The organism is Haloechinothrix alba (assembly GCF_900188115.1).
Classification (GTDB): domain Bacteria; phylum Actinomycetota; class Actinomycetes; order Mycobacteriales; family Pseudonocardiaceae; genus Haloechinothrix; species Haloechinothrix alba.
Genome location: NZ_FZNW01000004.1, coordinates 48,098 through 70,901 on the forward strand (window position 1 = coordinate 48,098; position 22,804 = coordinate 70,901).

The 22,804-nt window shown below is 70.3% G+C and carries 17 protein-coding genes; 15 read left to right on the plus strand and 2 right to left on the minus strand.

Annotation, left to right across the window (positions count from 1 at the left end; all coding sequences use genetic code 11):
• Positions 1-191 precede the first annotated feature (191 nt).
• Positions 192-2,597 carry a DNA helicase PcrA gene (gene pcrA, locus CHB84_RS04205; RefSeq protein WP_089300162.1) on the plus strand — a complete coding sequence of 802 codons (2,406 nt, stop codon included), beginning with the start codon at positions 192-194 and terminating at the stop codon, positions 2,595-2,597.
• 115 nt (positions 2,598-2,712) lie between these two features.
• Positions 2,713-2,991, plus strand: coding sequence for a hypothetical protein (locus tag CHB84_RS04210; protein ID WP_089300163.1), 279 nt, complete (start codon positions 2,713-2,715; stop codon positions 2,989-2,991).
• 124 nt (positions 2,992-3,115) lie between these two features.
• Here the strand turns inward: CHB84_RS04210 and CHB84_RS04215 are convergent, their stop codons facing one another.
• Complete coding sequence (locus tag CHB84_RS04215; RefSeq protein ID WP_089300164.1) at positions 3,116-3,817, minus strand: M23 family metallopeptidase; 702 nt, start codon at positions 3,815-3,817, stop codon at positions 3,116-3,118.
• 765 nt (positions 3,818-4,582) lie between these two features.
• Between CHB84_RS04215 and sucC the strand changes: the two genes are divergently transcribed.
• The 10 genes from sucC (at position 4,583) to CHB84_RS04265 (ending at position 18,615) form a co-directional block, all read left to right on the plus strand.
• Complete coding sequence (gene sucC / locus CHB84_RS04220) at positions 4,583-5,761, plus strand: ADP-forming succinate--CoA ligase subunit beta (protein WP_089300165.1); 1,179 nt, start codon at positions 4,583-4,585, stop codon at positions 5,759-5,761.
• 3 nt (positions 5,762-5,764) lie between these two features.
• The gene (gene sucD, locus CHB84_RS04225) at positions 5,765-6,652 is read left to right on the plus strand and encodes a succinate--CoA ligase subunit alpha (protein WP_089300316.1); all 888 of its coding nucleotides are present in this window, start codon (positions 5,765-5,767) and stop codon (positions 6,650-6,652) included.
• A 278-nt stretch (positions 6,653-6,930) separates the two neighbouring features.
• A complete protein-coding gene (locus CHB84_RS04230; protein WP_245818548.1) occupies positions 6,931-7,743 on the plus strand; it encodes a DUF5336 domain-containing protein in 813 nt (270 codons plus the stop codon).
• Between the two features lie 177 nt (positions 7,744-7,920).
• A complete protein-coding gene (locus tag CHB84_RS04235; RefSeq protein WP_089300166.1) occupies positions 7,921-9,510 on the plus strand; it encodes a cell division protein PerM in 1,590 nt (529 codons plus the stop codon).
• Between the two features lie 180 nt (positions 9,511-9,690).
• Positions 9,691-10,323 (plus strand): phosphoribosylglycinamide formyltransferase, encoded by a 633-nt coding sequence (gene purN / locus CHB84_RS04240; protein WP_089300318.1) that lies wholly within the window; start codon positions 9,691-9,693, stop codon positions 10,321-10,323.
• On the plus strand, positions 10,317-11,876 hold the full coding sequence (gene purH, locus CHB84_RS04245) for a bifunctional phosphoribosylaminoimidazolecarboxamide formyltransferase/IMP cyclohydrolase (protein ID WP_425432276.1): 1,560 nt from the start codon (positions 10,317-10,319) through the stop codon (positions 11,874-11,876). Before purN ends, purH begins: the two co-directional genes overlap by 7 nt.
• Positions 11,877-12,180: 304 nt before the next feature.
• Entirely contained in the window at positions 12,181-12,912 is a 732-nt protein-coding gene (locus CHB84_RS04250; protein ID WP_342743923.1) for a hypothetical protein, read from the plus strand.
• A 4-nt stretch (positions 12,913-12,916) separates the two neighbouring features.
• Positions 12,917-14,539, plus strand: a complete 1,623-nt coding sequence (locus CHB84_RS04255) for a DNA polymerase Y family protein (protein ID WP_245818549.1) — start codon at positions 12,917-12,919, stop codon at positions 14,537-14,539.
• Positions 14,539-17,949: an error-prone DNA polymerase gene (locus tag CHB84_RS04260; RefSeq protein WP_089300169.1), complete on the plus strand. Its 3,411-nt coding sequence runs from the start codon at positions 14,539-14,541 to the stop codon at positions 17,947-17,949. Before CHB84_RS04255 ends, CHB84_RS04260 begins: the two co-directional genes overlap by 1 nt.
• A gap of 54 nt (positions 17,950-18,003) precedes the next feature.
• Positions 18,004-18,615 carry a pentapeptide repeat-containing protein gene (locus CHB84_RS04265; protein WP_089300320.1) on the plus strand — a complete coding sequence of 204 codons (612 nt, stop codon included), beginning with the start codon at positions 18,004-18,006 and terminating at the stop codon, positions 18,613-18,615.
• 75 nt (positions 18,616-18,690) lie between these two features.
• Here CHB84_RS04265 and CHB84_RS04270 read toward each other — a convergent pair whose 3' ends face one another.
• Positions 18,691-20,469 carry a TNT domain-containing protein gene (locus CHB84_RS04270; protein ID WP_089300170.1) on the minus strand — a complete coding sequence of 593 codons (1,779 nt, stop codon included), beginning with the start codon at positions 20,467-20,469 and terminating at the stop codon, positions 18,691-18,693.
• Positions 20,470-20,551: 82 nt separating this feature from the next.
• Between CHB84_RS04270 and CHB84_RS04275 the strand changes: the two genes are divergently transcribed.
• From CHB84_RS04275 to CHB84_RS04285, 3 genes are read left to right on the plus strand one after another with little or no spacing between them, the layout of a single operon-like run.
• Positions 20,552-21,541 (plus strand): DMT family transporter, encoded by a 990-nt coding sequence (locus CHB84_RS04275; RefSeq protein ID WP_089300171.1) that lies wholly within the window; start codon positions 20,552-20,554, stop codon positions 21,539-21,541.
• A gap of 60 nt (positions 21,542-21,601) precedes the next feature.
• Positions 21,602-22,507: a bifunctional methylenetetrahydrofolate dehydrogenase/methenyltetrahydrofolate cyclohydrolase gene (locus CHB84_RS04280; protein WP_089300172.1), complete on the plus strand. Its 906-nt coding sequence runs from the start codon at positions 21,602-21,604 to the stop codon at positions 22,505-22,507.
• Complete coding sequence (locus tag CHB84_RS04285) at positions 22,507-22,803, plus strand: DUF3017 domain-containing protein (protein WP_089300173.1); 297 nt, start codon at positions 22,507-22,509, stop codon at positions 22,801-22,803. Before CHB84_RS04280 ends, CHB84_RS04285 begins: the two co-directional genes overlap by 1 nt.
• Position 22,804: the final 1 nt, after the last annotated feature.

The following is a 22,804-nucleotide window of genomic DNA, read 5'->3' on the forward strand; positions in this document are numbered from 1 at the left end:
ATCCCGTAGAAAAATCGAGTCACGTGGTGCATACAGCTATCGTGACACACTGTGGCGCCTCGCGTCGAACGGGCCGTGTGCGCAGCGCGGTCCACGGCGCCCGGCAACGACCGCTCCGGCGCTGTGCCGCAATCCGCCCGGGGCACTCTGCCCGCTCGGATGTCCGTGCGTACCGGTAGCGTGGTGAGGCGATGAGCACCCTGTTCGACCGCCCCGGGGCGTACGCTCCGAGTACGGCTGACCACCCGGACCTGCTGGCCGACCTCAACGATGCGCAACGCGACGCGGTGACCCACACCGGTGGTCCCCTGCTCGTCGTCGCCGGAGCCGGATCCGGCAAGACCCGGGTGCTGACCAGGCGAATCGCGTACCTCCTCGCGGAGCGGGGCGTGCACCAGGGCCAGATCATGGCGATCACCTTCACCAACAAAGCAGCGGCCGAGATGCGTGATCGTGTCGGTGAGCTGGTCGGGGTGCGCTCCAACACGATGTGGGTGTCGACCTTCCATTCGATGTGCGTGCGCTTGCTGCGGCGGGAGGCGAGGACGGCCGGGCTCGGGTCGAACTTCTCCATCTACGACGCCGACGACTCGAAGCGCCTGCTCACCCTGGTGGCCCGCGATCTGGACCTCAACACCAAGAGGTACACGCCGCGTACGCTTGCCGGCCAGATATCCAACCTGAAGAACGAGCTGGTCGACCACGAGGATGCGGCATCGAAGGCGAGTAACGAGCTCGAGCGCAAGGTTGCCGAGGTGTATGCCGAGTACCAGCGCAGGCTCCAGCTCGCCAACGCGCTCGACTTCGACGACCTCATCATGCGCACGGTGCATCTGCTGCAGGCGTTTCCCGAGGTCACCGAGTACTACCGGCGGCGATTCCGGCACGTGCTCGTCGACGAGTACCAGGACACCAACCACGCGCAGTACACCCTGGTGCGGGAGCTGGTGGGCACCGGAACGAGCCCGTCCGGGGTCGAGCCGGCCGAGCTGTGCGTCGTGGGCGACGCCGACCAGTCGATCTACGCGTTCCGCGGGGCCACGATCCGTAATATCGAGGAGTTCGAGCGGGACTTCCCCCAGGCGCGCACGATCATGCTCGAGCAGAACTACCGCTCGACCCAGACGATTCTGTCCGCAGCCAACGCGGTGATCTCCCGTAACCCCAACCGCAGGGACAAGCGACTGTGGAGCGATCTCGGGGCGGGCGACAGTATCGTCGGCTATGTCGCCGACAGCGAGCACGACGAGGCGGCCTTCGTCGCAGGCGAGATCGACGCGCTGGCCGACAGCGGCGAGGCCGACTACTCGGATGTCGCGGTGTTCTACCGGACCAACAACCAGTCCCGCGTGTTCGAGGAGATCTTCATCCGGCTCGGGCTGCCGTACCGGGTCGTGGGGGGTGTGCGGTTCTACGAACGCAGGGAGGTGCGTGACGCGCTCGCCTACCTGCGGGTGCTCGCCAACCCGGAGGACACCGTCAGCCTGCGTCGCATCCTCAATGTCCCCAAGCGCGGCATCGGGGAGCGCGCCGAGGCCGCCGTCGCACACCATGCCGAGCGCGAGCGCCTCTCGTTCTCGGCAGCGCTGCGTGCCGCGGCCGACGGGCGGATCGCTGATCTCAACCCCCGTGCACAGCGGAACATCGCGGCTTTCGTCGCGCTGCTCGACGAGCTGGGCGAACGTGTCGAGCGCGGTGACGACGTCGCCGATGTGCTCGAGGCGGTGTTGGAGCGTACCGGCTACCGGGACGGCCTTGCCGAGTCGGACGATCCGCAGGACGCGACCCGGCTGGACAACCTCACGGAGCTGGTGACCGTAGCGCGGGAGTTCACCGAGAGCGCCGCGCCCGCCGAGGACGCGGGGGCCGGTGACGAACTCGACGAGGAACCGGCGCTCCCTGCGGGGTCGCTTGCCGCGTTCCTGGAGCGGGTTTCGCTTGTCGCCGACGCCGACTCGCTTCCGGCTCCGGACGGTGGCGATGCCGAGGACACCGGGCAGGCCGCCGACAGCGGGATGGTCACGCTGATGACGGTGCACACCGCCAAAGGGCTGGAATATCCTGTCGTCTTCGGCACAGGCATGGAGGACGGGATCTTCCCGCATATGCGCGCCCTGGGCGAGGAGGCCGAGCTCGCCGAGGAGCGCAGGCTCGCCTATGTCGCCGTCACCCGCGCCCAGCGCCGCCTCTACCTCTCCCGCGCGCTCACCAGGACGGCCTGGGGCCAGCCGATGAGCAACCCCGCATCGCGGTTTCTCACCGAGATCCCGAGCGAGCTGGTCGAGTGGCGACGCTCGGCCCCGTCCGCTGACTCGTTCGGCGGTTCCGGTGCGCCACGCGCCGCGACCACCTGGGCGGGCTCCGGTCAGGGGAGTGGCAAGGCGGGTCCGGTTCGCGGGACCGCGAGCACGGGCTGGAAGGACGCTGTCCCGATGAAGCTCGATGTCGGAGACAGGGTCAGCCACGACAAGTACGGGCTGGGCACCGTGGTGGCGACGGAGGGGACGGGGCCGCGCGCGACCGCGACGATCGACTTCGGCGCATCGGGGCAGCTCAAGCTGATGCTCATCGGCAGCGTGCCGATGACCAAACTCTGAACCGACACGCCCGGAAGCGCACCCTCGTGCGGCAACGCGCAGATGCATGGTACAAGTGTGTCGAACGAATGTTCGATCGACAGAGTCGAGGCGGTGCCGACATGGGGGGTGCGAGATGGATGAGTGGTTCCCGCTGTTCGCGGCCGCAGTGTGGCGGTACCTGGACGCGGCCGCCCGTCGGGCGGGTTCGGATCCTTCCGCGGCAGCGGTGGACGTGCGTACGCTCGCTGCCGCGTGGCGCACCCTGCTGCGCGTTCACGGCGGGATCCAGCACGGTGGTTCCTGCGCGCGGTGCGTGCGTAGGCGCAGGCGCGGCGGCGGGCGCGTCGAGGCGTGCTCGGTCTGGCAGGTGGCGATCGGCTACTTCGTGCGGCGGCCACCGGGCGACCGCTGACCATGCGGAGCGGTCGCGGCCCCCTGTGGTGCGCCCGGGACATTCTCCGCCTGGCGGCCGGCTCGTCCGGACATGTTGCTTCCGGGTACTGCCCGCCGACCGAGCGGGATGCGGGTCAACGCTGTCAGTAGTGGATCCCGTGCTGGGCCAGCCATGTCAGCGGATCGAGCTTGGCACCGCCGTCCCCCTGCCACACCTCGAAATGCAGGTGCGGTCCGGTCGACTGGCCGCGGTTGCCGACCTCGGCGATCTGCTGGCCGGCCTCGACTCGCTCGCCGGGCGCTACCGAGTAGCTGTTCATGTGGCCGTAGACGCTGACATGGCCGTCGTCGTGCTGAATGCGTACCCACAGGCCGAACCCGCTGGCCGGACCGGCTTCGATCACAGTGCCATCGGCTGCCGCGTGGACCGGGGCACCGATCGGGGCCGCGACGTCGATCCCGTTGTGGCTGCTTCCCCATCGGGCACCGAAGGCGGAGGTGAGCGTGCCCTCGGCCGGCTTGACGACCGAGGGGCGGGCGGCCTCCTCCGCAGCTCGGCGTGCCTCTTCACGCTCGCGCTCCAGACGCTCCTGGGTGACCTCGTGGCTGGCCGCGAGCTGTTCCGCCTCGTTGCTGGCATCACTGTCGGTGTCGGCGGGCAAGACCTCGGGAGCGACCACGGGTGCGCCACCACCCATGCCCAGAGATCGCTCGCCTTCCTCCGCGTCATGGGAGTTGGCCAGTGGAGTCACACCACTGTCCGTCCCGTTGGAGGTGGTGTTGTCGATGGTCTGGCCGGCGGTGGCAGCGGCGAACGCGCCCGCGGCGACGGCGGCGACGACCATGCGACCGCGCATGGCCGAGGAAGGAGCCGGTACTCGATGTGTGCCGCGCTCACGCGTGGCGCCATCACGGACAGCCGCCGCGATGGCCGAGGAAGGTGCACGACCGCCGGGGGAGCGGTGTCTAGCCAAGACTGGGGCCTTCCGTTGCTCGGGGTTGCCGGTCCGTTCAAGACCCGGGCGGGGGACCCGGCGAGCGGTGTCGGGGGGTACCGCTCAATGACTCCGCGCGAGGCCGCACGGTGCCTGTCCTGTCTGTGACCGGACTGTAATGGGGACTGGAGGACAGTAACGAAGAGGTACCAGTATCCGCAAGATCCATCACGCGTGTCTTTGCCGTATCCCGCCTCCGGCGGTTCCGTGACGCATCGCATTACCCAAGGTAGACGGAGCGCTACTCCGATGGATGTGACTTGCGTTACGGAATCGTGTCACGCGTGGTAGAGGCGGTTGCCTCCACGCGGCGCGCTCTATGTCGTCTCAGCAGCGTCGACAGTGTGCCTTTCCCGGGTGGCCGTGCCGCGACAGGTCGGGCTACTCGGCGGTAGCTCGTGATCGCGGCCACGCTCACGCTACCGCGGTGACCGAGTTCACCGCAGGCGGGCTGCGTGTCGAGCGGCGAGGTCGCTAGGGTCGTCACATCCGATATTTCGCAGCAGCGAACTGGAGTGACCCGAACGAGCGGTAGTCACCGGTGCACAGCGAGCGCGGATGACCCGGCTCGGGAACAAGCCCCACAACAGTGGCGTGTCGTCAGGAGACTGGAGAGTGGACCTCTACGAGTACCAGGCGAAGGATCTCTTCGCTGAGCATGGAGTGCCGGTGTTGGCCGGTGAGGTGGCTGATAGTGCGGAGGCTGCGGCTGCGGTTGCGCGGCGTCTGGGTGGCCCGGTGGTGGTCAAGGCGCAGGTCAAGACTGGGGGGCGTGGTAAGGCCGGTGGTGTGAAGCTGGCGGAGTCTCCGGAGGAGGCTGCGGCTGCGGCCGAGGCGATTTTGGGTCTGGATATCAAGGGGCATGTGGCTCGGCGGGTGTTGGTGACGGAGGCGTCACAGATCGCGGCGGAGTATTACGTGTCGTTTTTGGTGGATCGGGCGAATCGCACGTTTTTGGCGATGGCCTCGGCCGAGGGGGGTGTGGAGATCGAGCAGCTGGCCGTTGAGCGGCCGGAGGCGTTGGCGAAGGTGGCGGTCGATCCGTTGGTGGGGGTGGATCGGGCGCAGGCTGTGGAGATTCTGCGGCGGGGTGGGTTCCCGGCGGAGGTGATCGAGCAGGCCGCGGATGTGGTGGTGCGGCTGTGGGAGGCGTTCGTGGCTGAGGATGCGACGTTGGTGGAGGTGAATCCGCTGGTGTCGGATCCGGAGGGTCGTGTGTTGGCGTTGGATGGCAAGGTCGCGGTGGATGCCAGCGCGGCGTTTCGCCAGCCGGGGCATGCTGCGTTCGCCGATGTGGAGGCGACGGATCCGTTGGAGGCGATGGCTGCCGAGCGGGATCTCAACTATGTGAAGTTGGATGGGCAGGTCGGCATCATCGGTAATGGTGCGGGTCTGGTGATGTCGACGTTGGATGTGGTCGCCTATGCCGGGGCGCGGTATGGGGGTGTGCAGCCGGCGAACTTCCTGGATATCGGTGGGGGTGCCTCGGCCGATGTGATGGCGGCCGGGTTGGAGGTGATCCTGGCCGATGCGGATGTGGCGAGTGTGTTCGTCAATGTCTTCGGTGGGATCACCGCGTGTGATGCGGTGGCCAACGGGATCGTGCAGGCGTTCGAGCTGTTGTCGCAGCGGGGGGAGGCGGTGGACAAGCCGCTGGTGGTGCGGCTGGATGGCAACAATGCCGCCGAGGGGCGCCGCATTCTGGAGCAGGCGGGGCTGCCGCGGCTGGTCCAGGTCGACACGATGGATGGTGCGGCCGACCGGGTCGCCGAGCTCGCGAAAGCGGGGGTGTGAGTGATGGCTATCTTCCTCGACAACAGTTCCCGGATCATTGTGCAGGGCATCACCGGTTCGGAAGGGCACAAGCACGCCCGGCGGATGCTGGCGGCCGGGGCGAACATCGTCGGTGGGGTCAATGCCCGCAAGGCCGGCCAGTCGGTGGATCTGGACGGGCAGTCCCGGCCGGTGTTCGGCTCGGTGGCCGAGGCGATGGCCGAGACGGGGGCGAATGTCACGGTGCTGTTCGTGCCGCCGGCGTTTGCCAAGGACGCGGTGATCGAGGCGGTCGATGCCGGGATCGAGCTGGCGGTGGTCATCACCGAGGGCATCCCCGTGCACGATGCGGCCGCGTTCTGGGCCTATGCCTGCTCGGCCGGTAACACCACCCGTATCGTGGGGCCGAACTGTCCCGGTGTGATCAGCCCGGGCCGGTCCAACGCCGGCATCATCCCGGCCGATATCACCGAGTCCGGCCGCATCGGGGTGGTGTCCAAGTCGGGCACGCTGACCTACCAGCTGATGTACGAGCTGCGCGATATCGGCATCTCCACCGCCGTGGGTATCGGCGGGGACCCGATCATCGGCACCACCCACATCGACGCCATCGCCGCCTTCCAGGACGATCCCGACACCGACGTGATCGTGATGATCGGCGAGATCGGCGGCGACGCCGAGGAACGCGCCGCCGACTACATCGCCAGCCACGTCACCAAACCCGTCGTGGGCTACGTCGCCGGGTTCACCGCCCCCGAAGGCAAGACCATGGGACACGCCGGCGCGATCATCTCCGGCTCGGCCGGCACCGCCGACGCCAAGAAACACGCCCTGGAAACCGCAGGCGTCCGCGTCGGCAAGACCCCCAGCGAAGCAGCCGAACTCGCCCGCGAACTCTACAAACAACTCTGAACGGTTCGTAGGGATCGACACGGCGAGCGGGGCCGGGCACAGTGATGTGTGCCCGGCCCCGCTGGTATGCCGGGGAACCGGACCGGGCCCGCGTCCGTCGCACCGCGTGGCGTGGGCTAGCGTCCGTCCTGTCGGCTGCAGGTGCAGCCTGTTACCGGAGCTGAGGGAGCGCCGTGCGGCGGGTGGACGGCGCGCTCCCGCTGGGGCGAGCGGCCCGGTGCGCGGGTTCGTCCACCGGTGCATGGCCCGACCCGTGACGACGACACAGGAGCGAAGACATGACGATGCCGAGCAGCGGGTTCCCGGCGCAGGGCCCCCAGCAGGCACAGCAGGCCTACCGGCCGCAGCCGAACCCGCAGGCACAGGGCACCCAGTTCCTCCCGTCGGTGCCCGGGCACGGATCCGGTGGCACCGGCCGCCCCGCCCCACCGCTCGGGTTGATCCTCGCGCTGGTCGTCACCGCCCTCGGTGTCGGCAGCTACTTCGTCAGCTTCGCTGATGTCGTGCCCGCTTCCAGCCCCAAGGTGATGTTCTTGCTGGTCGGCGGTCTTCTCGCTGCGTTGCACGCACTTCCCGGCGGGCCGAGGAGCCTGCCGTTCGCCGCGTTGCTGAGCGTGACGGGATTCCTCCTGGCGCTGAGCGCGATGATCGACGCGGCATCGGTGGCCGGGCCGCTCGTGGTGTTGCTGATCATGGCGCTCCTGCAGATGGCGGCAGCGGTGGTCGCGTTGCTGCTCGAGTACGGGGTGCTCCCGCCGCCGAGCCAGCAACCGGCTCCACCGCAACCCGGCCAGTACGTGCAACCGGGGTCACAGAGCCCGTACGGGCAGCAGATGCCACCCCAGCAGCAGACCCAACAGCAGCCCCAGCACGGGGCGTTCGGCACACCTGCCCCGCAAGGGGCGCAGTCCCCGGCGCACGGGTACCCGCAGCCGGGCCAGTTCGCCGGACCGGCCGCCGGCCAGCAGGAGCAGGTCCCGTCGCCGCAGCCGACACAGTATGCACCGCACCAGGGCCAGTTCCACCAACACTCCGCCACGCAGGCGCAGAGCGGCTCCGAGTACGCCGAAGGGGAGCAGCGCGCCGACTGACGGCGCCGGGGGCGGCCGGTACGGCGCGGTCGCCACCGTTGCTAGCCCGGGAGGGTGGGGATGCCCACAAGGTCCCGTTGCCGGCGGCGTGCCGCGGCTACTGAGGGGCGATCCGGTGCGATCGTGGTGGCAGCGTTTCTGTCGGGCCGCACGATGTGAGGGACGGGTGTAGCGACTGTGGTTGCCAGGCTGCGCGTTCTTCTCGTCGCGGCAACGCTTCCCCTGGTTGCCGGTTACGTTGCGGTGGCAGCGGTGCTCGCCGGGATCGCGGCGACGGCCGCGCAGGCGGACGCCTCCGTGCCAGGGGTGCTGCGCGCGGCGGGGCCCGGATGGCTGGCCGTGTACCAGGTCCCGGTCTCCATCGACGGTCACGAGCTCGGCGTCCTGCCGCTGGCGGCGACTGCGGCGATCTTCGCGCTCGTGGCCAAGGTGGCGCACGGTGCCGTCGGGCGGTTGGGGGCGACGGATCCGCCGTACCCGCTCATGGTCATCGCGGTGATCTCCACCGCGCACGGCCTGGCAGGGGGCGGGCTCGGGTTGCTGGTCCGCCCGGAGTCGGTGACCGTGGAGACGGGTGCCGCGGTCGTGGTCCCCGCGTTGCTCGCCGGACTCGCCGCGACGGTGGGTGCCGCGCGGCGGGTCGACCCGCGTGACCATGTCCGGGCCCACATCGATGAGGCGGCTGTGCGCGGATTGCGTGCCGGGCTGCTCGGTATCGCCGGACTGGTGGCTGCCGGCATGCTGGTCCTGCTGGTCTCGGCCGCGTTGTCGGTGGGAACCGCGCGGGACACGTTCGCCGAGTACGCTCCAGGGGCGGGTAGTGGGCTCGGCATGCTGCTGCTGTCCGCCGTCTACCTGCCCAATGCCGCGCTGTCCGGGCTGGCCTTCGTGACCGGACCGGGATTCTCGATCGGCCCGGTATCGGTGAGCCCGTTCGGGCTCACCGGGGGCGCGCTACCCGGGATGCCGCTGTTGGCCGCCGTTCCGGAACAGTACGCAGCGTGGTGGCCCGCGCTGCTCGCGCTCCCGGCCTGCGCGGGGGTTCTCGTCGGATGGGTGCTGCGCCGCTCGGACCCGCAGCCGGTGGTTCGGCTGCGCAGCGTGACCGTCGCCGGTGTGTGTACCGCCTTCGGCTGTCTCGTGTTGACCTCGATGGCCGGTGGTCAGCTCGGTGATGGCGGCATCGGTGCCATGGAGATCCCTGCCGCCCTGGTCTCGCTCGCCGCGTTCGGGTGGATCGCCGTTCCCGCGGGGGTCGTCAGCTGGCTCGCGGGCCCGCGAGCGGTCGCTGCCGCAGGACCAAGCGTGCCGGCTACCGCCGAGGCGGGTGTGGAGGACAGCGAGGAGGATGCCGCTGCCGGGGACGACGCTGCCGGGGACGACGACGGTGCGGATGACACCGCGGAGGACGGCGAGGGCGCGGACGATGTCGAGGAGGTCGACGGGGCAGGCGAGCCCGACGGCGCGGAGCAGCCCGCCGCGCCTGCCGACCCCGCAGAGGAGCAGGGGGTCGGCGACGAGGACTGCGACGGTGGGCATCGGGATCCCGAGGCCCCCGGGGAAGACGCCGGGGAAGACCGCAGTCACGACCCCGAGCAGAGCGCAGGGGAGCAGGGGGACACCGATGCAGGCGGATCCGTCCCCGCTGCGGACGGCGCGGACACCGAGGACGGCGCGGAGACCGCAGCAGGCGAGGACAGCGGCGCGAGTGTCGCTGACGTGGGCGAGCGCACCGCGGATGCCGCTGAGCGGACCTCTGGCGGGTGATGCCCTGGCTCGGGTGCATCCCAGATCACCCCATGATGTCCCTCGCGCGGGGCGGCTGTGGGGTGATGTCTAGGGTTGGCTGTGCCATCCGTTCGATCCCGCGCGTAGCCGCGCGAGTCCAGGCAAGGAGCGGCGTTGCAACGTCCGTGGCGAGTACCGGCCGGCACCGGGCCGGCAGAGGTGCAGCACGATGCGCCGGAAGAGGGATCCGTCGCCAGGCTCGTCGTGCTCGCCTCGGGATCGGGGACGCTGCTGCAGGCACTGCTGGAGTCCACCAGGGAAGCCGGGTTCCCGGCGCGGGTGGTCGCTGTCGGCGCCGACCGCGACGGCATCGCGGCACTGCAGCGCGCCGCGGACGCCGAGGTGGATCACTTCGTCGTGCGGCTGGCCGATCATGGCGATCGTGCCGCGTGGGATCGCGCGCTGACCGAGGCGGTGGCCGCGTACGAGCCGGATTTCGTCGTCTCGGCGGGCTTCTTGAAGATCCTCGGCCCGGAGTTTCTCGCTCGTTTCCCGTCCCGTGTGATCAACACACATCCGGCGTTGCTCCCGGCCTTTCCCGGGATGCACGCTGTCTCGGATGCGTTGGCGGCTGGGGTGAAGGTCACCGGATCCACCGTGCATTTCGCCGATGCCGGGGTGGATACCGGACCGATCATCGCCCAGGAACCGGTCACGATCGAACCGGAGGACGATGAAGCGAGCCTGCACGAACGTATCAAGGCTGTTGAGCGAAGGCTGCTCGTCGACGTGGTGGCGAAGCTGGCTCACTACCGCTATACGGTGACTGGACGGAAGGTGAGTTTCTGGTGAGTGCATCGGATCAAGCTGTGGTGCGACGCGCCTTGCTCGGGGTGTCGGACAAGTCCGGCCTCGCAGAGCTCGCGTCCGGGTTGCACGCCGCCGGTGTCGAGATCGTCTCGACGGGCGGCACCGCCCGTGTCATCCGCGACGCCGGCGTGCCGGTGACTCCGGTCGAGGAGGTCACAGGGTTTCCCGAATCGCTGGATGGCCGGGTGAAGACGCTGCATCCCGGTGTGCACGCAGGGTTGCTCGCCGATGTGCGCAAGCAGGAGCACCGCCGGCAGCTGGAGGAGCTGGATATCGCGCCGTTCGACCTGCTCGTGGTGAACCTGTACCCGTTCGCGGACACGGTCGCCTCCGGGGCGAGCGGAGAGGACTGCGTCGAGCAGATCGACATCGGCGGGCCGGCCATGGTGCGGGCCGCTGCGAAGAACCACCCCTCGGTCGCTGTGGTCGTCGACCCGCAGCAGTACGAGTGGGCGCTCGGGCGGGTGTCGGCAGGAGGGTTCACCCTCGCCGAACGCAAGCGGCTCGCGGGGCAGGCGTTCGCCCACACGGCGGGCTACGATCTCGCGGTCGCCTCGTGGTTCGCCGACACCTATGCCCCCGACGACCAGGCGCGGGCCCCGGAATTCCTGGGCAGCGCGTGGCGGCGCTCGGCCGTTCTGCGCTACGGGGAGAACCCGCACCAGCACGCTGCGCTCTACACCTCGGGATCGGGCGGGCTCGCGAACGCCGAGCAGCTGCACGGCAAGGAGATGTCCTACAACAACTACGTGGACGCCGACGCGGCCGTACGCGCCGCACACGACCACAACGACCCCGCCGTGGCGATCATCAAGCATGCCAACCCGTGCGGGTTGGCGACCGGTTCGGACGTCGCCGAGGCTCACCGCAAGGCGCACGCCTGTGACCCGGTCAGCGCGTTCGGCGGCGTCATCGCGGCCAACGGCTCCGTCGGGCTGGATGCGGCGGAGCAGATCGCCGAGGTGTTCACCGAGGTGGTCGTGGCTCCCGACTACACGGAGGACGCACTCGACGTGCTGCGGCGCAAGAAGAACGTCCGCATACTGCGCTGCGCCGCTCCGGAGCGCGGTGGTCGCGAGCTGCGGCCGATCACCGGCGGCGCGCTCATGCAGGCGGCGGATGCTCTGGATGCCGATGGCGACGACCCCGCGAGCTGGACGCTGGCCACGGGCGCGGCCGCCGACGCGGCGACGCTGGCCGATCTGGCCTTCGCCTGGCGTGCCGTGCGCGCGGTGAAGTCGAACGCGATCCTGCTCGCGGACGACCGTGCCTCCGTGGGTGTCGGTATGGGGCAGGTCAACCGGGTGGACTCGGCACATCTCGCTGTGCAGCGGGCAGGCGACCGCGCGCGCGGCTCGGTCGCCGCGTCGGATGCGTTCTTCCCGTTCCCCGACGGGTTGCAGGTGCTGCTCGACGCCGGGGTACGCGCGGTCGTGCAGCCGGGTGGTTCGGTGCGCGACGCCGAGGTGATCGCGGCTGCCGAGGCCGCGGGCGTAACGCTCTACCTCACCGGAACCCGCCACTTCGCGCACTGATCTCACCCCACCCCCTCCAGGTAGGAGCCGAAGGTGACATCGGGCTCCATAGAAGGAGCCGCGGCCACCTTGGGCTCCTACCACCTCGCGCCAGCGGGAAGGAGCCCGAGGTGACCTCGGTTCCCTAGAAGGAGCCCGATGTCACCTTCGGCTCCCTCCTCGCGCGTTCAGTCGGCTTGACAGCACCGGGGCGATGAGGTTGACTATCGGTGTCGAACACCAGTTCGATACCTGTTGATCAGGTGGTGTACGAGAGCTCGCCAAGGTGTGCTGCCTTCGGTGTGGTTGAGCGGAGGTGGTGATCGTGTCCGGCTCGGTTCGGTCCACCGGGGCGGTCGCACGGCTCTCGTCGTTGCCAGGAGTGAGCACGGCCAGTGACATGGCCGCTGCCGCCGAGCGGGATTCGGTCACGGGACGGCTACTTCCCGTGCGTTCCGAGCTGTCCGCTGCGCTTCCTCTCGGGGGGTTGCGCAGAGGCAGCACGGTGTCGGTTCGAGGCTCGCGTGCTCTGCTGTTCGCGTTACTCGCCGAGGCCACGACACGGGGGTCGTGGGCGGCGATCGTGGGGATGCCCGATATCGGGGCGGTCGCGGCGGCAGAGCTCGGAGTGGATGTGCGCAGGCTGGCGGTGGTGCCCGCGCCGGGAACCGAGCTCCTGCCGGTGACAGCGGCCCTGCTGGACGGGCTCGACCTGGTCGTTCTCGGGGACGGTCTGCTGGCGCGGCACGCACTGTCGCGCCAGCAGACCGAGAAGTTGACAGCGCGAGCGCGGCACAGGGGAGCCGTGCTGCTCGCCGCCGATGCCTTCCCGGGGGCGGAGCTGGAGCTGCACTGTACGCCGGGGCGCTGGTACGGCCTCGACGAGTCGGGTGGCTACGGGTACCTGCGGGAGCGTGCGGTCACCGTGCACGGTTCCGGTAGGGGAGCCGCGGCGAAGCCCGCCCGGGTGAGCGTGCTGCTTCCCGGCCCGTCCGGGGGAGTGGCCGCTCCCCACTCGAGTGGTACGGAAACGTCTCGGGCGCGAGAAGCGGGGTAGCGGAGTGCCGTCTCACGTCGTATCCCGCGGCAGGGTGCTCGTGCTGTGGTGTCCTGACTGGCCGGTCACCGCGGCGGCCGCGGCTGCCGGCGTATCCCCGCATGTACCGGCCGCGGTGTTCGCGGGCAACCGCGTGGTCATCTGTTCGGCCGTGGCGCGGCGCTACGGTGTGCGCAAAGGGATGCTTCGCCGGGAAGCGCAATCCCGCTGCCCCGATGTCGCGGTACTCGCCTCCGACCCCGCGCGTGACGCCCGGCTGTTCGAGCCGGTGGTCGCCGCTGTCGAGGATCTCGTCCCCGGGGTTGACGTGGTACGCCCCGGGGTGGTCGCCGTTCCCGTGCGGGGAGCGGCCGCGTACTTCGGGGGCAGGAACTCACCGGATGCCGCGGAACACGCGTTCAGCGAGCGGCTGGCCGAGCAGGTCTCGGCAACGGCGGGGGTGGAATGCCAGGTAGGCATCGCCGATGGCCTGTTCGCCGCCCTGCTCGCCGCACGTCGAGGGGTGCTCGTGCCCGAGGGGCGGGACGCGGAGTTCCTGGCGCCCCTCCCGGTCGCCGAGCTCGATCAGCAGGGCGAGGGCACGGCCGAGTTCGTCGACCTGTTGCGGCGCCTGGGGCTGCGCACGCTCGGCCAGCTCGCGGAGCTGACCGAGCGCACCGTCGCCACCCGGTTCGGACAAGAGGGAGTGCTCGCGCGCAGGCTCGCGCGCGGTGCGGCCGAACGCCCCCTGTCCCCGCGCAGGCCTGCCAGGGATCTCGCTGTCGAGCAGCACTGCGATCCGCCGCTCGAGCGGGTCCATACGGCGGCGTTCGTGGCCAGGACGTTGGCGGACCGGCTGCATGCCGGCCTGACCGCGCAGGACCTGGCCTGCACGCGGGTGGGTATCTATGCCCGTACCGAGGGAGGGGAGGAGCGCCACCGGGTCTGGCGCTCCGCGCGACCGGTGACCGCGCACGACGTGGCGGATCGTGTGCGCTGGCAGTTCGAGAGCTGGCTGCAGGCGGGCTCCGGGGCCCGCCCGACGGGCGGGGTGGTGCACCTGCGGCTGGTGCCGGAGGAGCTGGTGCACGGTGCCGCGCTGCAGCTTCACCTGTGGCACGGCGCGGGCGCTGCAGGCGAGATGGAGGACGACCCCGGTACGGAACGGGCGACCCGCGCCTTCACCAGGGTACAAGCCCTGCTCGGTCCGGAGGGCGTATGCACTCCCGTACTGACCGGCGGGCGGGGACCCGCCGAGCGGGTCGAGTTCGTGTCCTGGGGAAGCCCCCTCGACAGGGCCGGGGAGCAGGCACCGTGGCCCGGCAGGCTCCCGGCGCCGTCGTCGACGGCGGTGCCGGCCCGCCCGGTACCGGCCGCCGTGTCGGACAAGGAGCGCAGAGCGGTGAGCCTCACCGCGCGGGGCGCGCTCACCTCTCGGCCACACTCCGTGGCCGTCGAGGGAGGGGCAGCCAGGAACATCACCGGCTGGGCAGGGCCGTGGCCGGTGGACGAGCGGTGGTGGGACAGCGCGGCGGAGGGGCAGCGCGCCAGGATCCAGGTGGTGACCGCGGGCGACGGGCCGGCCATGCTCCTGCTGCTGCGCGAGCATGGAAAGCCACAGTGGATAGTTGAGGGAGTGTACGACTAGTGGGCTGGTACAACCCGCCGATGCGATGGTCCGAATTGGAACGAACCCTGTCCGGTCGCCCGCGGCGCGCGGACGACCAGGGCGACGGTTCGGACAGTCCGGCGTGGACACGACGCCGTGAGGGCTATCTCAGGCCGGACGACCTCCGCTCGCTACGCGAGGACGACCACACAGGGGCCGGTACCCGCGTGCCCTACGCTGAGCTGCACTGCCACTCCAACTTCAGCTTCCTCGACGGGGCCAGTCACCCGGAGGAACTGGTCGAGGAGGCCTCCCGCCTCGGGCTGGATGCCGTGGCGCTGACCGACCACGACGGGATGTACGGGGTGATGCGCTTCTCCCAGGCAGCGCACGAGCTCGGCGTGCGTACGGTCTTCGGCACGGAGCTCAGCATCGGCCTGTCGCAACCGCAGAACGGTGTCGCCGATCCGGAGGGCGAGCACCTGCTGTTGCTGGCGCGCAACCCGCGCGGCTACAGCGACCTGTGCAGGGTGCTGACGGAAGGACAGCTCGGCACGGGTGAGGAGGACGGTGACGATCGCGGTGGGGTGCGGGGCACCGCGGAGAAGGGCAAGCCGGTCTACCGGCTCACCGATGTCGCCGAGCAGGTGGCCGGGAACTGCGTCGTGCTCACCGGCTGCCGGAAGGGGGCTGTGCGTACGGCGTTGGGCACCGGGCAGTCCGGCCACGAGTACCGGGCCGCCGCCGACAGGTTGCGGGAGCTCGGTGAGCTGTTCGGCTGGGACAACGTTCTCGTCGAGCTCTTCGACCACGGCATGCCTGCCGACAGCGCGCGCAACGACGTCCTGGCCACGCTGGCTGCGGAGTTCGGGCTGCCGACGGTGGCGACGGGCGTCGCGCACTACGCTGCGCCCGAGCGGGGCAGGTTGGCCGCCGCGCTGGCCGCTGTCCGGGCGCGGCGCAGCCTGGACGAGATGGACGGCTGGCTGCCTCCGGCACACGGCGCGCACATGCGGTCCGGAGCCGAGATGGCCGAGCGGTTCGCCCGGTATCCCGGCGCGGTCGGCCGGGCCGCCCTGCTGGGTGTGGAGTGCTCCTTCGACCTCACCCTGATCGCCCCCGAACTGCCGCCCTTCGACGTGCCGCCAGGGCACACCGAGGCCAGCTACCTGCGCCAGATGACCTACTACGGGGCGCTCGAACGGTACGGCAACCGCGAGTCCTGCCCGGATGCCTACCGCCAGCTCGAGCGGGAGCTGGCGGTCATCACCGAGCTGGGCTTTCCCGGATACTTCTTGATCGTCGCCGACATCGTCCGGTTCTGCAGGGAGAACGACATCCTGTGCCAGGGACGCGGATCGGCGGCGAACTCGGCCGTGTGTTTCGCGCTGGGGGTGACCAACGTCGACCCCGTGCGGTGGGGGCTGTTGTTCGAGCGCTTCCTGGCCACCGAACGGGACGGCCCGCCGGACATCGACATCGACATCGAGTCCGACCGGCGGGAGGAGGTCATCCAGTACGTCTACGCCAAGCACGGCAGGTTGCGTGCCGCCCAGGTCGCCAACGTCATCACCTACCGGGCCCGCTCGGCGGTGCGGGACGTGGCGAAGGCACTCGGGTACTCGCCGGGGCAACAGGACGCCTGGAGCAAGCAGGTGGAGCGCTGGGGCACGCGGCCGGGCCCGGTCAACGGCCAGCCCTACACGGCCCAGGTCACCGGAGGGGACGTGCCGGAACCCGTGCTCGGGCTCGCCACCGAGCTGGGTGACTTCCCGCGCCATCTCGGTATCCATCCGGGTGGCATGGTTCTCGCCGACCGGCCGGTGAGCGAGGTGTGCCCGGTCGAGCGGGCGCGGATGGACGGCCGCACCGTGCTGCAGTGGGACAAGGACGACTGTGCCGCGGCTGGGCTGGTCAAGTTCGACCTGCTGGGCCTGGGGATGCTCTCCGCCCTGCACTACGCGATCGACCTCGTGGCCGAGCACGAGGGCGTCTCGGTGGACATCGGCCGGCTGGACCTGGCGGACCAGGAGGTGTACGCGATGCTGCGCCGCGCCGATGCCGTGGGGGTGTTCCAGGTGGAAAGCCGGGCACAGCTGGCCACCCTGCCCAGGCTCAACCCGCGGACGTTCTACGACCTCGCCGTGGAGGTCGCGTTGATCCGTCCCGGCCCGATCCAGGGCGGCTCGGTGCACCCCTACATCCGCAGGCGCAACGGCGAGGAAGAGGTGAGCTACGAGCACCCGCTGCTGGCCAACGCGCTGGACAAGACCTACGGCATCCCGCTGTTCCAGGAACAGCTCATGCAGATCGCGGTGGACGTGGCGGGCTTCGGCCCAGGGGAGGCGGACGAGCTGCGCAGGGCGATGGGCGCCAAGCGTTCGGCCAGGAAGATGGAGCGGCTGCGGGAACGCTTCTGCGCCGGGGCGATGCGCAACGGTGTGGATGCCGAGCTCGCGGAGCGTATCTACGAGAAGCTGCTCGCCTTCGCCAACTTCGGTTTCCCGGAAAGCCACGCCCTCAGCTTCGCCCATCTGGTGTTCTCCAGCGCCTACTTCAAGCGTTACCACCCGGCGGCGTTCTGCGCGGCCCTGCTGCGTGCCCAGCCGATGGGGTTCTACTCTCCCCAGTCGCTGGTCGCCGACGCGCGCAGGCATGGCGTGACGGTGCGCGGCCCGTGCGTCAACGCCGCGGCCGCACACACCGGGCTGGAACCGCTCGGGGAGGGGAGCGAGGAGCCCGCGGTGCGTATCGGGCTGGCTTCGGTGCGCTCGCTCGGCCAGCACGGTGCCGAGGAGATCGTCGCGGAGCGGGAGCGTGGTGGTCCGTTCACCGGCCCCGCCGACCTGGCGCGGCGGGTGCGGCTGCGGAGGGCGCAGCTCGAGTCGCTTGCCACGGCCGGTGCGTTGCACTGTTTCGAACCGGACAGGCGCAAGGCGCTGTGGGGTGCCGGTGCCGTAGCTCGGGAACAGGACGGCACGCTGCCGGGCACCGGCCTCGGAACGGCTGCACCCGAGCTGCCCGGGATGGACCCCGTCGAGCTCGCTGTCGCCGACGTCTGGGCGACGGGGCTGTCGCCGGACAGCTTCCCGACGCAGTTCCTCCGGCAGCACCTGGAGGAGCTGGGGGCGCTGCCCGCGGAGCGTCTCCACACGGTCGAGCACGGTAGCCGGGTACTCATCGGGGGTGCGGTGACCCACCGCCAGCGTCCGGCCACGGCGGGCGGGGTGACGTTCCTCAACATCGAGGACGAGACCGGGATGGTCAACGTGGTGTGCTCCCCGGGGCTGTGGGGGCGCTACCATCGTGTGGCGCGGTCGAGCCCGGCACTGCTGGTCCGTGGGGTGGTCGAGCACGACCAGCACGAGGCGGGAGTGGTCAGCGTGCTCGCCGACCGGCTGCAGCATCTGGACCTGCGGATCCCCTCGGCCTCACGCGACTTCCGGTGAGCGGTGCCGGTCGGCGTCGGGTTCGGTGTCGGCCGGCTGTGCCAACCTGGCCGCATGCCTGACATCGACGCCGTCACCGAGATCGACGCGAACTACCGGGATGCCGTGTGCGCGGGCGAGACCTGGGTCGACCGGCACTTCCTTCGCTGTGACTTCACCGAGGCGGATCTGCACGGCCTCCGTACCCAGGGATGCACGTTCACCGACTGCAGGTTCGTCCGGACCGACCTCGGCGAGTCGAGCCACGCCTCGTCTGCGCTGCGTACGTGCACGTTCCAGCGGGCGAGCCTCGGCGGAAGCTCGTGGCATCGATGCAGCTTGCTGGGATCGACGATCGTGGATTGCCGGATACGTCCCGTCACCGTCGCCGACAGCGACCTGACCCTGGTGGGGCTCGGCGGAGCCGACCTGCGCGGGACCGACCTGTCCCGGCTACGGCTGAGGGAGGCGAACCTGAGCGAGGCCGACCTGCGAGAGGTCGACCTGCGACACGCGGACCTGTCCGGCGCCCGGTTGCTGCGGACCCGGCTCGACGGGGCCGACCTACGCGGCACCGTCCTGGACGCCGACGGTCTCGTCCAGGCTTCGTTGCGCGGCGCTCACGTCGATACCGATACCGCCCTCGCCTTCGCCGCCGCTCACGGCCTGCGCTGGAGCGCTGAATGACGCTTTCAGTCCGTTTCGCGAGCTGAAAGCGTCATTCAGCGCTCCACACGGATTGAAAGCGTCATTCAGCATTCCCTAGTCGACGGGTGGGTCGCCGGGCTCGAGTTCGATCAGTACGCCGCTGTCGAGCAGCTCCTGTACGGACACGGGCAGCATGTACGCGTGACCGCCGCCCGGCTGGTTGAACCACGGGATCGCGACGCCGGTGAGCGCTTCGATGGGGCGCTGCACCCGGTAGACGTGGTAGGTCCGGTGCACCCACTCGGGCACCAGGGATCGCTCCTCGAAGGGGGTTCCCGCGATGTAGGTGAGGTTGCCGTCGGGAGAGCCGAACCGGTCCAGCTCACTGCCTGCCGGTAGCTGCCGGATCTCCTTGCCTCGGATCAGGGTCAGCGGGGGCTCGCCCGGCAGCGGCTGGATCGGCCACTGCTGTCCCGGACCCGGCTGAGCGGGCGTGCCAGGGACCTTCGACTGCTGGGAAGCCGCATCGGGAAGCTGCTGGGACTGTGCCGCTCCAGCGGCCGCCCCTGTAGCCGCCCCGGCCACCGCCGCGCCCGGTCCGGCGGCGCCTCCGGGGGCCGCTTCAGCCTCGTCCTGGGCACGGTCGGCACGGGTGACGTGCGGCGCCGCCGGTGCCGGCTGTTCTGCCAGCAGCAGCTTGCCGAGCATGAACGCGGCAGCGTCCTCGGCGTCCCCGAAGACCGCCGGGTTGGTGAGTGACTCGTCGTACCAGCCGACCCGCCACCCGTTGTCGACCTGCTCCAGGCTCCACGCGTGCCGGGCTGGTTCGCCGATGCGGAAGCGTGCGCGATCCACTCCCAGCTCGTCGAGCTTGCTGGCGAGCCGCTCGATCACGGGGAAGTCGGCGAGCGCGGCCGCGTGCGCCTCGCTGCCCGACGGTGGGCCTGCCGCGTGCCGCTCCGCAGGCTCACCTCCACCCGGTTGGGGGTGCGGCTCGGCTTGCGGCGGGGGCGCGGCCTGGTGACGGGGTGGTGGCGGAGGCGGCGCTTGCTGGGCTTGCTGGGCTTGCTGGTTGTTGCCGCCTGCGATGTAGCTGCTGGCCGCCGCGCGCTGCTCCTGACTGACCTCGGGAACGGTGAAGCCGTTGGCGCGGATGTGGGTGACGAGGTCGGGCTCGGGTGCGACGCCGTGCTCGCGGAGGTAGTAGTTGACCGCGGCCGGCCAGATCCAGGTCCCGTCGCTGTGGAAGGCCACGGGCACGGTCGGTTCGGACTGCCCGCTGAGCCGGTCGGTGTCCACGCCGTTACCCGGCAGCACCACGGGGGCGGTGTTGAGGTACTCGAGAACCTTCTCCCGCTCGTCGCTGTCCAGCTCCGTGCGGTTGATCAGCGGGCGCCCCGACGGGCCGGTGCCGTCGAACACGCGCGCGAACCGGAACCGCGGGCCGGGACGCTCTGGGCCGAGGCCCGCGAGCCGCCGCATCAACCACTCCGGGACGTTGTCGTCGGAGCGGGGGAACATGCGCAGTTCATCCGAGTAAGCCTGCGGCGGCGGCTCCATGTTCCACTGCGGTTCGTCCCGGTCGTACTCGAGGTTGTAGCTCGCCGGAGCGTCGAGCTGGTACACCGCGTTGAACCACGTGCCGCGCTGGTCGCGGTACATCCCCGCGCGGAGCTTGCCGAACATCGACGCGATGTCGTGGGTCGCGATCCACTCGCGCGTGGTCCCGTCGGTGAAGGTAACCTCGCCGTCGAGCTCGTGGTACTTGCCAACGGCGCGGTACTCGGCAGTGATGCTCTGCCAATCCTGCGGGGCTGCGCGGAGCAGGGCGAGGCCGATCTGCTTGACCAGAGTGTCCTGCTCCGTCGCGTTGAGCTGCGTCGCGTGTGCCACCTCAACATCTTGACGTGTAACCAGGGATTCTGCACAGGGGCGTGTGACAAGCACAGCCTTTGCGGCGGGCCGATTGTGAAGGATGAGCGAAATCGTCACCTCCGCGGACGGTAAGTGGCAGACGAGGAAGTTCCCGGGCGTGGCTCTGGCACTCGCCGCGGGCGGGGCGCTCGCCGTCCAGGCGCGGATCAACGGTCAGCTTGCCACCGACTTGGGTGACTCGATGCTGGCCGCGGTGATCTCGTTCGGCGGTGGGCTCATCGCCCTGCTGGCACTGCTGACGTTGGTGCCGGACATGCGCGCGGGGGTGCGCAGGTTGGTCGATGCCCTCGCCCGTCGCGTGCTGCCTCCGTGGCACCTGCTCGGAGGTGCCGGCGGTGCGATGCTCGTCGCCAGCCAGTCGGTCACCGTCGGCGTGCTCGGTGTCGCCTTGTTCACGGTCGGTGTCGTCGCGGGACAGACGATCAGTGGTCTGGTCGTGGACAGGATCGGCCTGGGGCCTGCCGGGCCGCGCGCGATCAGCGTGCCGCGCCTGGTCGGTGCGGCGGTCATGCTGGTGGCCGTGGTCATCACGATGCGAGGCGGCATCGTGGTGGCCGGCGCGGGCGCGTGGCTGCTTGTCCTGCCGATCGTCGCGGGTTTCGCCATCGCGGTCCAGCAGGCCGTCAACGGCAGGGTCGGTGCGGCCTCGGGCAACGCCATGACGGCGACCCTGGTCAACTTCGCTGTCGGCACGTCGTTCCTGGTCCTGGCATGGCTGGTGTCGCTGGTACTCAGGGGAGGGCCTACCGGCGCGCCCACCCATCCGATGCTCTACACCGGCGGCCTCATCGGCATCGGGGTCATCGCCGTGGCCGCGGTCGTGGTGCGCTGGACCGGGGTGCTCGTGCTGGGACTCGCGACGGTCGCGGGTCAGCTTGCCGGGTCGTTCCTGCTGGATGTCTTCCTGCCCGCCCACGACGAGGACGTCACCGTGGCAACGGTGGCCGGGCTGCTTCTGGCGCTGGCCGCGACGGCCTGCGCGTCGATCCCGCACAGGGAGCGGGGCTGGTCGGCTGCTCTGCGAGAATGAGCGCGTTGGGGCACGCGGTACGGCCGGCGAGGTGGCGCGTCCCGCGAGCCGCGGCACGGGATGAGGATCGAACCGGACGTTGGAGGGCAGGCTGTGGCCACGCTGCTGGATGGGAAGGCAACCAAGGACGCCGTCTTCGCTGAGCTGGAGCCCAGGGTGTCCGCCCTCGCCGAGCAGGACGTGGTGCCGGGGCTGGCTACGGTGCTGGTGGGGGACGACCCGGCCTCGCAGAACTACGTGCGGTCGAAGCATCGCGACTGCGCGGCGGTCGGCGTGCGCTCGATCAGCAGGGAACTACCCGCGGACGTGTCGCAGGCGCAGCTGGAGGCGGTGATCGACGAGCTCAACGCCGACCCCGCGTGCTCGGGCTACATCGTGCAGCTGCCCCTTCCCGAGCACATCGACACCGGCGCGGTCCTTGCCCGTATCGACCCGGCCAAGGACGCCGACGGGTTGGCTCCGAGCAGCCTGGGGAGGTTGGTGCTCGGTGAGCCGGCCCCGTTGCCGTGCACGCCGCGCGGCATCATCGAGCTGCTGCGCCGCTACGACATTCCGCTGGCAGGCGCCCACGTCGCGGTGGTCGGCAGGGGCATCACGGTCGGCCGCGCTCTCGGCCTGTTGCTGACGCGCAAGTCGGAGAACGCGACGGTCACGCTGTGCCACACCGGTACGCGCGATGTGGCCGCCGAGACTCGCCGCGCGGATATCGTCGTCGCGGCCGCGGGCGTGCCGCACCTGGTCACTCCGGACCACGTCAAGTCCGGGGCGGTCGTGCTCGATGTGGGTGTTTCCCGGGTGGACGGCGTGTTGACCGGCGATGTCGCGCCGGGAGTGGCCGAGGTCGCTGCCTACCTGTCGCCCAACCCGGGCGGGGTCGGGCCGATGACGCGAGCGATGCTGCTGACGAACGTCGTGGAGGCCGCGGAGCGGGCCCGTGGTCAGGTTCTCGCGAGCCGGGGTGCGTGATGGTCTCGCGGCTCGCCCGCTGGCGGCAGCCCGTGGTGGCCCACCTGCCCTTCGGGGTGGTGCTGGTCATGGTGGCGGCGGCTATGGTGCGGATCGCGCAGTACCACTGGCGTGAGGGCGCGGCGCTGATCGCGCTGTCGCTGCTGGCGGCGGCGCTGATGCGCGCGGTGCTGTCCACCGAGCGCGCAGGCCTTCTCGTGATCCGTGGGCGTGCCGTCGATGTGGCGTACTACTCGGCCTTCGGGCTGATGATCATGGCTGTCGCGCTGACCATCACCGGCGGCCCGTTCCACTGAC